Annotated in this window: 12 protein-coding genes and 2 pseudogenes; 10 read left to right on the top strand and 4 right to left on the bottom strand. The window is 49.1% G+C overall.

Annotated elements, in window-relative coordinates; genetic code table 11:
• The 4 genes and pseudogenes from H6F68_RS20380 to H6F68_RS20365 all read left to right on the top strand — a co-directional run.
• A pseudogene (locus H6F68_RS20380) lies at window positions 1–137 on the top strand (IS1 family transposase); the annotation flags it as partial.
• A complete protein-coding gene (locus tag H6F68_RS20375) occupies window positions 77–2,527 on the top strand; it encodes a COR domain-containing protein (protein ID WP_190561823.1) in 2,451 nt (816 codons plus the stop codon). The pseudogene H6F68_RS20380 and the gene H6F68_RS20375, both read left to right, overlap by 61 nt.
• A gap of 204 nt (window positions 2,528–2,731) precedes the next feature.
• Complete coding sequence (locus H6F68_RS20370; RefSeq protein WP_190561821.1) at window positions 2,732–3,919, top strand: class I SAM-dependent rRNA methyltransferase; 1,188 nt, start codon at window positions 2,732–2,734, stop codon at window positions 3,917–3,919.
• A gap of 74 nt (window positions 3,920–3,993) precedes the next feature.
• The gene (locus H6F68_RS20365) at window positions 3,994–4,548 is read left to right on the top strand and encodes a GNAT family N-acetyltransferase (protein ID WP_190561819.1); all 555 of its coding nucleotides are present in this window, start codon (window positions 3,994–3,996) and stop codon (window positions 4,546–4,548) included.
• A 104-nt stretch (window positions 4,549–4,652) separates the two neighbouring features.
• On the opposite strand, the gene H6F68_RS20360 is transcribed toward H6F68_RS20365, so the two are convergent.
• Both H6F68_RS20360 and H6F68_RS20355 read right to left on the bottom strand, forming a co-directional pair.
• On the bottom strand, window positions 4,653–5,192 hold the full coding sequence (locus H6F68_RS20360; protein ID WP_190561817.1) for a hypothetical protein: 540 nt from the start codon (window positions 5,190–5,192) through the stop codon (window positions 4,653–4,655).
• Between the two features lie 182 nt (window positions 5,193–5,374).
• Window positions 5,375–5,713: a metalloregulator ArsR/SmtB family transcription factor gene (locus H6F68_RS20355; protein WP_190561815.1), complete on the bottom strand. Its 339-nt coding sequence runs from the start codon at window positions 5,711–5,713 to the stop codon at window positions 5,375–5,377.
• A 176-nt stretch (window positions 5,714–5,889) separates the two neighbouring features.
• Between H6F68_RS20355 and trxA the strand changes: the two are divergent.
• Together trxA and H6F68_RS20345 are read left to right on the top strand one after the other, a co-directional pair.
• Window positions 5,890–6,258 (top strand): annotated as a pseudogene (gene trxA / locus H6F68_RS20350) (thioredoxin); the annotation flags it as partial.
• Between the two features lie 38 nt (window positions 6,259–6,296).
• Window positions 6,297–7,427, top strand: a complete 1,131-nt coding sequence (locus H6F68_RS20345) for an alkene reductase (RefSeq protein WP_190561813.1) — start codon at window positions 6,297–6,299, stop codon at window positions 7,425–7,427.
• 112 nt (window positions 7,428–7,539) lie between these two features.
• On the opposite strand, the gene H6F68_RS20340 is transcribed toward H6F68_RS20345, so the two are convergent.
• Window positions 7,540–8,361: a C39 family peptidase gene (locus tag H6F68_RS20340; RefSeq protein ID WP_190435457.1), complete on the bottom strand. Its 822-nt coding sequence runs from the start codon at window positions 8,359–8,361 to the stop codon at window positions 7,540–7,542.
• A 254-nt stretch (window positions 8,362–8,615) separates the two neighbouring features.
• Here H6F68_RS20340 and H6F68_RS20335 point away from each other — a divergent pair, with 254 nt between their 5' ends.
• Window positions 8,616–9,935 (top strand): GTPase, encoded by a 1,320-nt coding sequence (locus H6F68_RS20335; RefSeq protein WP_190561811.1) that lies wholly within the window; start codon window positions 8,616–8,618, stop codon window positions 9,933–9,935.
• A 101-nt stretch (window positions 9,936–10,036) separates the two neighbouring features.
• Here the strand turns inward: H6F68_RS20335 and H6F68_RS20330 are convergent, their stop codons facing one another.
• Complete coding sequence (locus H6F68_RS20330; protein WP_190553246.1) at window positions 10,037–10,237, bottom strand: hypothetical protein; 201 nt, start codon at window positions 10,235–10,237, stop codon at window positions 10,037–10,039.
• Between the two features lie 248 nt (window positions 10,238–10,485).
• Between H6F68_RS20330 and H6F68_RS20325 the strand changes: the two genes are divergently transcribed.
• Genes H6F68_RS20325 through H6F68_RS20315 form a run of 3 tightly spaced genes read left to right on the top strand, consistent with a single transcriptional unit; the run spans window position 10,486 to window position 13,754 of the window.
• Entirely contained in the window at window positions 10,486–11,004 is a 519-nt protein-coding gene (locus tag H6F68_RS20325) for a thiol-disulfide oxidoreductase DCC family protein (RefSeq protein ID WP_190553245.1), read from the top strand.
• Between the two features lie 40 nt (window positions 11,005–11,044).
• Window positions 11,045–12,235, top strand: coding sequence for an MGDG synthase family glycosyltransferase (locus H6F68_RS20320; RefSeq protein WP_190561809.1), 1,191 nt, complete (start codon window positions 11,045–11,047; stop codon window positions 12,233–12,235).
• Complete coding sequence (locus H6F68_RS20315; protein ID WP_199295940.1) at window positions 12,225–13,754, top strand: glycoside hydrolase family 1 protein; 1,530 nt, start codon at window positions 12,225–12,227, stop codon at window positions 13,752–13,754. Before H6F68_RS20320 ends, H6F68_RS20315 begins: the two co-directional genes overlap by 11 nt.
• Window positions 13,755–13,800 lie beyond the last annotated feature (46 nt).

The following is a 13,800-nucleotide window of genomic DNA, read 5'->3' as shown; positions in this document are numbered from 1 at the left end:
ATACCCGACTGAGGCATTATTTAGCACGATTGCACCGGAAGACCTTGTGCTACTCCAAATCAGTTGAGATGTTGAAGTGTTCACTTCGGTTGCTGCTGCATTATTTGAAGTATCGGACAATTCCTCTCTCAGCTTAAATCATTACCTATTCAGCAACGCCCATCTTTCTAACAACCAGCTCACACAAGTTCCAGAAGCGATCGGACAACTGACGAATCTGAGTGCGCTTCATCTTTCTAACAACCAGCTCACACAAGTTCCAGAAGCGATCGGACAACTGACGAATCTGAGTGCGCTTTACCTTGCACGCAACCAGCTCACACAAGTTCCAGAAGCGATCGGACAACTGACGAATCTGACTGAGCTTCGCCTTTGGGGCAACCAAATTACTGAGATACCCAATTGGCTCGAAGAGCTACCCAATCTCAATAAATTAGATTTACGCCAAAACCCGCTGCCTATTTCTCCAGAAATTCTTGGCCCACCAGACCTTAGTCGAGAACCTGGTTCTGTTGAGGCTATCTTCAATTACTGCCAGCAACTCCGCAGCGGCGAAGTTCGCCCGTTAAATGAAGCCAAGTTGCTCCTAATCGGTCAAGGTAGCGTCGGCAAAACCTCTCTGATCAACCGCCTCATCTACAACCGATTTAATTGCCACGAATCACAAACGGATGGCCTCAATATCGAAGCGTGGGATATTCACGTCAACAGCAAAGATGTTCGGCTTAATGTCTGGGACTTTGGCGGACAAGAAATTTACCATGCCACTCACCAGTTCTTCCTGACCAAGCGATCGCTCTACCTTTTAGTATGCAACTGCCGCACCAGCGAAGAAGAAAACCGCATTGAATACTGGCTCAAACTGATCGAAAGCTTTGGCGGTCAATCCCCCGTCATCATTGTGGGTAACAAGAAAGACGAGCAGCCTTTCGACATTAATCGCAAAGCCTTACGAGACAAATACCCCAACATTAAAGACATCATCGAAACTTCCTGCGACACCAGTGAGGGTATCAACGACCTCCGCAATGCTATTACCCGTGAAGTGGGGCAACTAAACGATGTTTACAACCTCCTACCGCTTTCCTGGTTTGAGGTAAAAGAGCAGCTTGAGGACATGGATGAAGACTTTATCAGCTATAGCCAATACGCCTGCATCTGTGCGTCCAAAACTGTCACCGAAGAAACGAACCAGGAACAACTGATCGATCTGCTGCACAACCTCGGTCTAGTACTTAATTTCCGAGATCACCCAATTCTTCAATCCACCAACGTCCTCAATCCTGATTGGGTCACTGAAGGTATTTACGCTCTCCTGAGTGACGAAATCCTCAAAACTAAAACCAAGGGTATTCTCACCTATGCTGACCTCAGCCGTGTTCTCGACTCGCAGCGCTACCCTGCCAAACGTCACGGCTACCTAGTCACGCTGATGCAAGAATTTCAGCTCTGTTTCCAGATCCCTAACTGCTCCATAGACACCTTCCTCATCCCTGGACTCCTCTCCAAAGAAGAACCCAAAGATACTAAGCTCGAAGGCGACACCCTAGAGTTTCAGTATCACTATCGCGTTCTGCCCGAAAGCATCCTCTCCCGCTTTATTGTTCTCACCCACGACAAGATCTACGGCCAAACCTACTGGCGCAGTGGAGTCATGCTTGCCTATACCGAAGGCAACGAGACCTACAACATTGCTCGCATCAAAGCTGACCCGGAGGACAAGAAAATCTTCATCTCTATTAGCGGTCGTGAAATCACTCGGCGATCGTTCCTGCTAATGATCCGCGATGTATTTAACAGAATTCACAGTACCTTTGCCAACCCTGAGGTTACTGAGTGGGTGCCTGTTCCCAACTATCCCAGCCATCCACCCCTCGACTACCAAGAACTCTTGGGACTCGAAAAAATGGGAGTTCACAATCATCCAATCGGCAGGCTAGGTATTGTTGTGAATCTGCGTCAACTTCTAGATGGCTACGAACCGCCCGAACTGCGGCAAAAACACCGCGTGGACGAAAAAGAGAGCATGATTGAGAGAGTATACGAAGACATGCGTGATATTACCAAGCTCGCAGTCAGCAGACCCATTACCAACAAAGCAGAGGCAAAAGCAGTGTCAGAAGGTTCTCAAACAAACAATAATCAAGGCGCAAACATCGGCAACATCGTTAACGAAGCTAAAGACAACGCTCAAGTGACAGCATCCAACTTTAGCCAAACTAGTGGTGCTAGCACGGCTGAACTCTTGCAACTCATCACCAACCTGCGCCAAATCGCCACGCAATTTCCTCAGGAAATCCAGGACGATGCCTTGGATGATATTAATGATGTAGAAGCAGAAATCAAAAAACCCGAAAATCAGCGCAATTTAACCCGACTGAAAAAGCGCTTGTTTGCTTTAGCAACTATCGGGTCAATGATTGCTACTCAGATTGCAAGCGGCACCGATTTTGCCAATAACGCCATAGATTTAGGAAACAAATTAGGCATTGAACTTCCTGCACCTCAGCTTCCTCCTGCACCTTAACTGTGATTTAGTAGGCTTGCCCCTCCACCACTGGCGAGGACACCACGTACCCAACTCCTGATTGCTTGTGTCCGCTTACATTTCTGACAGCTTAAAAGCTCGAATGCTCCAGCAGTAGGATCAGTATTTGAGCGATCGCGCCTGTATAGTTGAAAAGGACTATTTTTAGGCGCAGCGACACGAAACGGCTGTTTAACTGAGATCATGGCAAAGCTGCCCCACATTCAACTTCCCACTGCGCTCAAAGAGCGGCTCCTCCAAGGGCATCCTTGGGTTTACCGTAACCATGTCCCGTCGAATCTGCATTTCCCATCTGGAACTTGGGTGCGCGCGCGGTGCGGCAACTGGACAGGCTATGGTCTGTGGGATGCTAATGGCCCGATCGCGATTCGGATTTTTTCGGAGGAGCAAGTTCCAGATCCACGCTGGCTCCGGGAACAAGTCCAGGCAGCCTGGGACTTACGCTCTCCCCTCCGAGACAAAGGTTGTACCGCATACCGGTGGTTGTTTGGGGAAGGAGATGGCCTGCCAGGGATCACAGTGGATCTCTACAACGACTTTGCCGTAGTGCAAACTTACATGGAAGGGGCTGCTGTGCTCCTGGATTGGCTAGTGGATGCGCTCAAAGCTGCCAAACCGCTACAAGGCATTTTCCTCCGCACTCAACATAGAGCCTCTGATGAAGCGACTGATAATAAACCTGATAGCAAGATAGAGCGGTTGTGGGGCCAAGCTGCACCGGATGATTTGGTGGTGAAAGAGCATGGGCTATCGTTTCAGGTAAATTTATATTCTGGGCAAAAGACGGGGCTATTTCTAGACCATCGGGAAAACCGCCGTTTTGTCCAAGACTTGAGTCAAGGACGTGAGGTGCTGAACTGCTTTGCTTACACCGGAGCCTTCTCGTTATATGCCCTGCGCGGCAAAGCCCAACACGTTACCAGCGTAGACATTGGCAAGGGATTGGCGGAAGCGGCAAATACCAACATTGTCCTCAATGGTTTAGACCCCGATCGCCATACCTTTGTGACGCAAGATTGTTTCAATCTGCTCAATAGCTACGCAGAACAAAAGCGCTTTTTTGATTTGGTGATTCTTGATCCGCCCAGTTTCGCCAAGAGTAAACAAAACCGCCATGCTGCCCAAAGAGCTTATGTCAAACTCAATGCGCTGGCTCTGCGCTGTGTAGCTCCCAAGGGTTTGTTGGTAAGCGGAAGTTGTACGAGCCAAGTTAGCCCAGAGGCGTTTAAGGAAGCGATCGCGGCAGCAGGAGCTTCAGCAGGGCGACGCGTGCAAATCATTCATGAAGCGGGCCAACCTCTCGATCATCCTGTCCCTGCCCACTTCCCCGAAGGCCGCTATCTCAAGTTTGTGGTGGGGCGAGTGAGATAACTAGGAAGTTAAGTTATGACTGAAGTTCAGAATTCTGTTTGCGATCGCCCTCGGGCTACTGTAGAAGAAAAACGATGGAGATCGTCACTAAAAGATTTCTACTGCGAGACTTTATCCAGGAAGATGAGCCTGCTTTTATGGCTTATCATGCCGATCCAAAATATGCCGAATTCTGTGCGCCGGAAGAGGTGTCACCCAACCGAACCCGTGAATTGCTCCACCTATTCGGCCAGTGGGCAACCGAATCTCCCCGTCGCAACTATCAGCTTGCCATCCGCGATCGCCGGAAATTGCATGAGCTGATTGGCTGCGGTGGACTGCGCCGTGAAGGTTATGGTGCTGATCAAGCAGAATTAGGGATTGAGTTAGCTCCCCAGTTTTGGGGACGTTATGCCTACGCAATTGAGATCGCTCAAGCCTTGATTCATTTTGGCTTCCGCGATTTAGGATTAAAGGAGATTCGGGGTGTTTCTGTGAGTGCAAACTTGCGAGTCACCCGTTTAGCCCAACGGTATGGGTTTGTTGAAGTTGGCCCACGTCCTAGCCCTAGTTGGATGACTGCGCGGGGATGGAGCCAAACTGAATGGCAACTGACGCGGGAAGCGTGGGAGCATTTATCAGCCGTCTGACTAGCGGATGACAGCGAGTGAAATTGAGGATGTAGTTATTCCAAAGTTTAGCGAATGGCTACCTAAGCCTAGGGTTACCATTCGCTAAAAGCGATCGCTTGATTCTACTTGCGATCGGCAGCAGCTTGACGAGAGATAGCGACAAAAGCAGCAAAAGGATACTCAATTAAAACAGGATCTTCAGGGACAAAGCGCCCTTTCAGAGGTGCCTTTTGACCCAACCCCTGCAAAGAGGCGATCGCGATTGGGGCTTTCAGTTTCTCTAATTCTTGCACTTCCCAGTAAATCGCCCAAGTCGGTCTCGCTCCAGCAGTAGATTGGGGACGAAACATCGATTTGCCTGGGTAACGGCCATTGCGAGAAGGTACATGCCCAATGTAACGGGCGCGCCACCAAACTTCGGGATTTAATGGCTGATCTCCTTGAGCCTCAGAAGCGTAAATTAACACTTCGACCGCGCGTTCTTTGCGAAGCTCATCCGCTTTCCGAATGACTTCAAAGGCCATACTACCAAAAGCCACCTTGGGCAACCCTTCGCTTGTGACTTCATCTAAGTTGAGTTGAGCAGCGATCGCTTCTAGTCCCGAAAGCAGGTGAATTTCCGGGACAGGAGCAAGAATCGCGAACGTGCGTGTCGTCTCCATTCATGCATCTTCTAAGCTTCCTTAAGCATTCTAGGCCGTCTTGCCGCTTCTGGAGATTTTCTCTGAAGCGAGCTAAATAAGATTGCTTGGACTGCTTGGGTGAGTAGGCACAAAACTTGCTGCTACGGAAATACTGTGGTTCAGCCAATTAAAAATTGCCCTAAGAAATCCTTTAATTAGATTTAATTAGAACTATTGGCGTTAGGCAGCCCTTTGATGCTGGCTAAACAGTGGGCGAGTAGACAGCGATTAAGCGAGCTGTACTTGGTTTGTCCTTCTTTTCTGACTTGGACTAGGCCGCAGTCAACCAAAGTTTTGGAGTGATGGCAGAACAAGGCCAGGCTAATTTCTAGATGGTTGGCAAGTTCGGAGCCGCTCATTTCTACGGACTGAGCTAACAGCTCCACAATTCGTAGACGGGTGGGATCGCCAAGAGCTGCAAAGATCTTAGCCCGTTGTTCTGAGTCTAGTTTTAGGAACGGGGCAGAGCTGCGAGATGAATCAAGGTTGGAGTCGAGCATGGGGCGATCGCAAGGGTAGAACCCCTTTTTATGGCTAATGATTCTACTTCTATCTTAAGGCGTAAAAGCTTTTACTTAAATACTTAAACAAGTACTTGACGATCGAGAATAGGTTGTCTACTATTTAGTTAAATGGTTGTTTAACTACTTGAACTGCAACAACCAACTGGAGGCGTGACGCCATGTCAGATCATTATCAATCCATCAAGCTAACCGACGAAAACTTTGACAGCGAAGTGCTGGCTAGCTCTATGCCCGTGTTAGTAGATTTTTGGGCTCCTTGGTGTGGGCCTTGCCGAATGCTCAGTCCCATTGTGGAAGAATTAGCCGCAGAGTTTGAAGGGCAAGCAAAAGTGGCCAAGCTCAATGTGGACGACTACGAGCAACTTGCCACGCAATACAACATCAGCGCTATCCCTACTCTCATTTTCTTCCAAGATGGTCATGCCGTTGACCAAGTGAGTGGAGTAGTGCGCATGCAAGTCTTAGCAGATAAGCTCAACGCCTTGTTACACCGCGATCGCGCTTCTCACTCCGCCGCCTAACTTAGTTGATTTTCAGGAATCTCAGGGAGATTTTGTTCATGAGTGCCAATGTTGATCTGCTCTCTCCGGTAAAGCTCGGTCCTTACGAATTGCCGAATCGCTTAGTGATGGCTCCGCTAACTCGCAATCGGGCGAGCGCAGGATATGTACCTGGAGCCTTAATCGCGACTTATTACGCTCAGCGAGCTTCGGCAGGTTTGATCATCAGTGAAGCCAGCCAAGTGTCACCGCAGGGTCTGGGATATCCCAGTACTCCTGGGATTTACTCACCAGAACAGGTGGCAGGATGGCGGCTCATCACCGATGCTGTGCATGCCAAGGGAGGTCGGATATTTCTGCAACTTTGGCACGTGGGACGGATCTCCCATCCTTCTTTGCAACCTGATGGGGCGTTGCCTGTAGCTCCCTCTGCGATCGCCCCTACAGGACAAGCTTCTACCTACGAAGGGATGCAGCCCTTTGTCACGCCCCGTGCTCTAGAAACTCATGAGATTTCTGAGATCGTAGAGCAATATCGCCAAGGAGCGCAAAATGCTCTAGAAGCTGGGTTTGATGGCGTAGAAATCCACGCGGCCAATGGTTATCTAATCGATCAGTTTTTGCGAGATGGTACCAACCATCGCACAGACGAATATGGTGGCTCGATTGAAAACCGAGCTAGGTTCCTGCTAGAAGTCACAGCAGCAGTAACTAGTGTGTGGGGCGGCGTTGGCGAAGCCTCCCGGAACGGGAATCGCGTTGGAGTTCGTCTCTCTCCCAGCGGTTCCTTCAACAGCATGTCTGACTCTGATCCAGTAGCGACGTTTAGCTATGCGGCTCAAGCGTTAAACCAGTTCAATTTGGCTTATCTACATATTGTGGAACCCAGGGCTGATGAAAACTTTACCGCTGACACACCCGCATCTCGCTTGACCACAGGCTACTTCCGCTCGATCTTCAAAGGTACGCTGATTGCTGCGGGGGGCTACGATCGCGAGACTGGCAATGCGGCATTAGCCAACGGAGAAGCAGATTTGGTCGCTTATGGCAGACACTTTATTGCCAATCCAGATCTGCCAGAACGCTTTGCCATCAATGCGCCGCTCAATCCTGCCGATCGCTCTACTTTCTATGGGGGAGATGAGCGAGGCTATATCGATTATCCCACTTTAGCTCTCCAATCTGCCTAAATGCTCTAACTCTAACCAGCGCTTGACCGAAACACTCAACTAGCTTCACGCGATCGCCTGTGCTGAAATCAGGCGATCGCTTTTTTAGCTTTTTTGGATGTTGCAGAATGCCTCAAGCTTTCGCAAGACGATGGAGCCAAATAAAGTTGGGGCCTTCTGGTGAACACTTGCTTTGGATCAACTGATTAGAATAATGGAGATTTTCCCCAGATAGATCGTTTCTGTAGCCTGATGCAAACCACTCCCCATAGGGATCATTGACATAGAAACCGTTAGCATCATAACCACGAACCACCATAATGTGACCGAAGCTCGTGAAGTAGCCATGAATAATACAGGGTCTCCCTTCCGCGATCGCTTTACGGATATCTGATAGCCGCGCTTGAGTCGTGAAATCTACCTTTAAGCCATAAGCTCGACCCATTTTTGCTAAATCCAGTGGTTCCCAACGGGACAAACCATTGCGCTCCATGTAGCGATACAGTTCATCCTCTAGCTGTCCCACTCCGGTGCGTCCCTTAATTTGGAGGTATGCCATCACCATCGCGTAGGAGGTGACATTACAAGCGCCAGTAGGATTTAAGGCATTATCTAACTGGCTTTTGTGGGGAATATTCAGCGTTTTGCGTTCTGGTAGACGGCGAGTCGGGAGCGGCAGTGAAATCTTCGGCCCTGGGGGAGCGGCTGTCGTCACTTTATTTTGATTATTGATTAGTTGAGTATGGGGTGTATAAACATACCAAGTATTTTGGGGTGGTGTTCCTAGAACATCTTTGAGGAGTGCCACCTTGAGATGATTCTTGCCTACTGCTTTCCACGAATGAACCTCAAATACTTTCCCTGCTTCGACCTGGACTTTGTCTGATTCAGGCAACTTGGCAGAATCATCCGTGGATTGCTTAAAAGTAGTATTGCGAATAACTTTGAGTTTCATAATTTCATTGAAGATCAACTCAAGGGGACAGTTCCACCATATCTCTGCCTCAACCCTGTTCTGATAGCTTAAGCGATCGCGCGATCGCCGCTATTGCCACTCAATCCTTGAACTCAATCCTTGGTCTACAGGGCTTGGCGTAGACTTCGCTAAAATGGCTATAGGTAGCTCCTAAGTTTAACAATCTTAAGAATCTACTCCCTGAAGCTCTCTCCCACTTCAGTCAAGTTGCCCCTCGTTGCTGTGTTGATGCCATGACCCAACCCCCTGACGCAGATTCTCAATCCGCTCATCCACCAACTCCAGGCATGACCCCTGAAGCGGGCAAAGAAGCTTGGAAGCAACGTATTTCGGGGGTTTGGAGCAATGCCACAACTCGCCTCACTAAACTTCTGCCAATGGAGCAAGTCACGCAACTGACATCAGGCTGGTTCAACGTCAGCGAAGAGCAGGTTGCCGAAATTTTAGAGAAAGTGCGGGCCGAGTTACCCACCACGGAAGCGCTGCTGATTGGCAAACCTCAATCTGGCAAGAGTTCCATTGTCCGAGGCTTGACAGGAGTTTCAGCGGAGATCGTGGGTCAAGGTTTTCGGCCTCATACCCAGCATACGGAGCGCTATGCCTACCCTTCCAACGATTTACCGTTACTAATTTTTACCGATACGGTTGGGCTAGGTGACGTGAATCGGGAGACGCAGCTAGTCATTCAGGAACTCATTGGGGATCTACAGCAGCAAAGCCAATGTGCCAGAGTGTTAATCCTCACGGTCAAAATTAACGACTTTGCTACCGATACGTTGCGTCAGATTGCTCAGCAACTGCGGCAACGCTATCCTGAAATCCCCTGCCTGCTGGCAGTGACTTGCTTACATGAGCTGTATCCCTCTGGCACCGGTGATCATCCGGCGTATCCCCCTGACTATACAGAAGTAAACCGCGCCTTTAGCGCTTTGCAGAACGCTTTTGGGGAGTTATGCGATCGCGCTGTCTTAATCGACTTCACACTCGAAGAAGATGACTATCATCCGGTCTTCTATGGTTTAGAAGCCTTCCGTGATGCCTTAGCTGACTTACTCCCAGAAGCAGAAGCGCAAGCAATTCATCAACTGCTAGAGCAAGGTGCTGGTGAGAAAATTGGTAATCTTTACCGAGATGTTAGCCGTCGCTATCTATTGGCCTTCTCTATCAGTGCTGCGACTCTCGCCGCTGTACCCTTGCCATTTGCTACCATGCCTGTCCTCACCGCTTTGCAGGTGTCGCTGGTGGGTTTGCTGGGAAAACTTTACGGCCAAACCCTCACCCCGTCGCAAGCAGGAGGCGTCGTCAGTGCGATCGCCGGTGGTTTTGTGGCGCAGGCGATCGGACGAGAACTAGTCAAGTTTATTCCTGGCTTCGGCAGTGTGATCGCTGCATCTTGGGCAGCGGCTTATACCTGGGCTTTGGGTGAAGGAGCTTGTGTTTATTTCGGCGACTTAATGGGTGGCAAAAAGCCTGATCCCCAAAAGATTCAGACGGTGATGCAAGAAGCTTTCAAGTCAGCTCAAGAGCGCTTTAAAGGAATTAAACCTTCGTAGGGGCGAGCTTTGTAGTTGCCCTCATCTTGGGTTGCCCTGATGCATTCAGGGGGCAGGTGCAAAACCCGCCCCTACAGTCATTGTTGCCATGTGACGCGTGTCTATCTCAGCAGCCTGGTAACTCTTGCGTCGTACTCAGCGCCTTGTGGATAGTCACTTCTAGCTTGGTCGCAGGCGATACCACCCGCTTTTTGCATTGACTCAGCATCGATTTCGTATCGGGTTGTGCCGTGGTTAAAGGTCGTGCATAGCTGTTCAGCACATTCTTTGATATCAACCCATACTTCGTAAGTGTGAACCATTTCGGAGCCTCCTCGTTTAACTCGAAACGATGGGAATCGCTTCAGTATAAAAACATTGGGCTGGAGTCATCTGGGGAGAAAGACAATTCTTTAGTTGTTGTTATCTAAGTTAGGAGCTTGTTACAGCAGGCAAATAATTAGCCGTATCGGACGGTAATCTGCTGCACCTTTTAATTGTTAATTTTCTTAAAATACTAAGTAAGCTAATACTCCTCTTATTATTTGAGCACTCACGCCCTAGAACTGCTATGCCCTTAAATGCCTACGAAGATGCCTCGTCTACACAACTGCCGCTATCCGAAGTTAAAACTGTAGCCGCTACACCCTCCTGGAAAATTAAATTGCTGTATGACGGTGAATGTCCATTGTGCTTGCGGGAAGTTAATTTCTTGGCTAAGCGCGATGCAGGCCGAGGATTAGTCGCATTTGTAGACATTGCCAAGGATGACTACGATCCCAAAGCCAATGGTGGAGTAGATTTTGCAGCGGCTATGGGACGCATTCATGCCGTGCTAGCCGATGGCACCGTGATCAAGAATGTGGAAGTGTTTCGCCGAGTTTATGAAATTCTGGGGATGGGCTGGATCTACGCCGCCACAAAATGGCCTGTAATTGGCCCCATCGTGGATCGCTTGTATGACTTTTGGGCAGATCGGCGACTGGCGCTGACGGGACGACCCCATTTAGCGGCGATCGCGGCAGAACGCCAGCAGCGACTAGAATGCCAGACTCAAGGACGCTGTCAATTGGCTCACGATGATGTTTAACTATGGATGCATCAGGCAACTCTTTCTTAAATGAGTCCCCATGACACGAATTTTAATTCTGTACTCTTCTTTAGGATCAGGGCATGTCAGCGCTGCCAGAGCCTTGAAGGACGCATTCGCTCGCTTTCCTGATGTAGAAGTGCTCAGTGAAGACGCCCTTACCTATGCCAGTTCAGTTTACCGCAACGCCATTACTCAACTTTATGAGCAACTAAGCGAAAAAGTGCCATTGCTCTACAAGGCGTTTTATGAAGGCAGTGACGTAGATGACCTGGAACGCGCTATTGACAGTAATCTCACTTGGGCTCGGTTAGAACGGCCCTTCTTTCGCAAGTTAGGGCAGTTTATCAAGAAAGCCGATCCCGATGTGGTGGTCTGTGTGCAGCAGATTCCCAGCCGCTTGTTACAACTCCTAGACCAGGAAGATGAAGTCTCCAAACCACAATATGTGGTTGTAACGGACACGATCGCCCACAGCACTTGGATTAACTATGGCGTGAATGGCTACTTCCTGCCGAATGATTTAAGTGCGAATTTTTTAGTGCAGCGGGGGGTAAATCCGCAATTGCTGCATGTAACGGGGATTCCAATCCACCTAGAGAGTACGAAGCCTAAGACTAAAGTCGCGGTGCGATCGCAGCATGATCTACCTCTTGATGGCTCGATCATTACACTTTTTGGAGGTGGCCTAAACCCCAGGCGAGTCCGGACAATGGTTTCTAGTCTAGTGGAGTACTCCGGGGCGAGCATGGTATTGTTGGTCGCTGGACGTAATGGTGATTTGTTAGAAGCAGTGTCCGATTTGGCGGACAACGATACAACTAAGCTGCGTCGGCTGGGCATGATTGATCATGTAGATGATTTGATCGTAGCCAGCGACTTGACGATTACGAAAGCAGGGGGACTGATTACCAGCGAGATCTTGGCGCGGGGTACACCGATGGTGATTGTTGATCCAATTCCCGGTCAAGAGGAGCAAAATGCTGACGTAATTGCATCGGCGGGCGCAGGGGTGCAACTGCGACTTTTAGAAATGGTCACTCCAGCAGTTCAATATCTGCTACAGCATCCAGAGCGCTTAGCAGAGATGCGGCAGGCAGCTTTGGAAATTGGTCAGCCTGCGGCTGCTCTGAATATTGCTGAATATGTTCTCCACAATTGGCAATCTCACTACGTTTCTAAAGATTCGAATCTAGAACCCTATGCAGAACAACTCAACGATGTCACGTGAATCATTCTTGTGGGGAGTTGCCACCTCCGGTTACCAAAGCGAAGGGGGATATAACGGTCCTGGACAACCCCAGAACAACTGGTGTTGGAGTGAGTCGAAAGGCAGCGTGATGCCGACGGTAGGGGCGACTGAATTTTGGCATCGCTATGAAGAAGATTTTCAGCGTTGCCAAACCATTGGCTTAAACTCATTTCGCTTAGGCTTAGAGTGGGCCCGAATTCAACCTTCTAGCGATCGCCACCCCAGTTCTCTTCCAGCTTTTGACTACAGTGCCCTAGATGCCTATAGCGATCGCGTCGCGGCTTGTCGTCGATATGGCTTAGAGCCAGTCGTTACCTTACATCATTTCACTCATCCTGCGTGGTTAGGGATAGATGCCTGGCTAACTGAAGCGACTGTTGATTATTTTGTGGAATATGTCCGGGTGGCAGTTACACATATTAATCGCCGCCTAGTGGATCATCATCAACTGCCGCCGATCCATTGGTACATCACCATCAATGAACCCAATATTTTAGTTTCCAATACCTATTTGAGTCGGCAGTTTCCCTCGGATGCGGCAATGGGTTCGAGTATCGTCCTAGAGGCTTACAATCACATGTTGGCCGCTCATGTTCGAGCTTACAACTGTATCCATGACATCTATGTTGCCTCTGGGTGGACCACGCCACGAGTCTCTCTCAATACTTACTGTAGCGATCTTTATTGGTCAGAGAAAGTAATTTGGGATCTACTAGATTTACGCCAACATGATGTTAAGCCAAGAGATATTAAAGAGTATATTCATGACAAAGCGGATCAGTTAGAAACAGCGCTGCTAGAAGCAAAACTGCCCTTTCGACATAATTTGCCTTATCAACTGGGGCGCTTTACCCATTGGAGTGTGAATCGTTTAGGCTACCGCTTATTCAACCTTGAGCAGCTTGACTTATTTTTGCAGGAGCTAGAGCTTTCACCTCGGCCTCAGGTCATTGACTATCTAGCGATCGATTACTACGATCCGTTTATTGCTCATATTTTCCGTCTCCCCGCCTTCTCAGATTTCGAGTTTAAAACTAAGGGCTTCCGGGCTTGGCTGATGAGTGGCATTACCAGCAAGTGGTGGGATTGGCGCAGTTTACCCGAAGGTCTACATTTCTTCTGTAAATACTATTCCGAAGATCTCCGTAATCTTCCTATGATGATCGCTGAAAATGGTATGGCGCTGCGGCGGAAGCCAGATAACAGTGTAGCCACCCATCGGGCCGATCAACTTCGTCGTAGTGAGTTTCTTAAAGCCCATCTCCAGCAGGTGCAGCGGCTATTGCAGGAGTCTGTGCCCATGATTGGCTACATGCATTGGTCACTCACTGACAACTATGAGTGGGGTTCTTATACTCCACGTTTTGGTTTGTTTACCATTGACTTTGCTCACGGCAGCGATCGCTTGCTAGAAGACCACCTCGGCGATCGCCCCTCAGAAACTTATGCTCAATTAATTCAAGAAATTATGGCTGAGCGAGTGAATGTATCGGGATGACAATATCGTGATGGAGCGCAAGGATTCTAGTAGCTTAATAGGGAAA

Source organism: Trichocoleus sp. FACHB-262, assembly GCF_014696035.1.
Taxonomy (GTDB): Bacteria; Cyanobacteriota; Cyanobacteriia; order FACHB-46; family FACHB-46; genus Trichocoleus.
The sequence above is the reverse complement of the archived record's forward strand: the minus strand, read 5'-3'. Positions and strand labels throughout refer to the sequence as shown.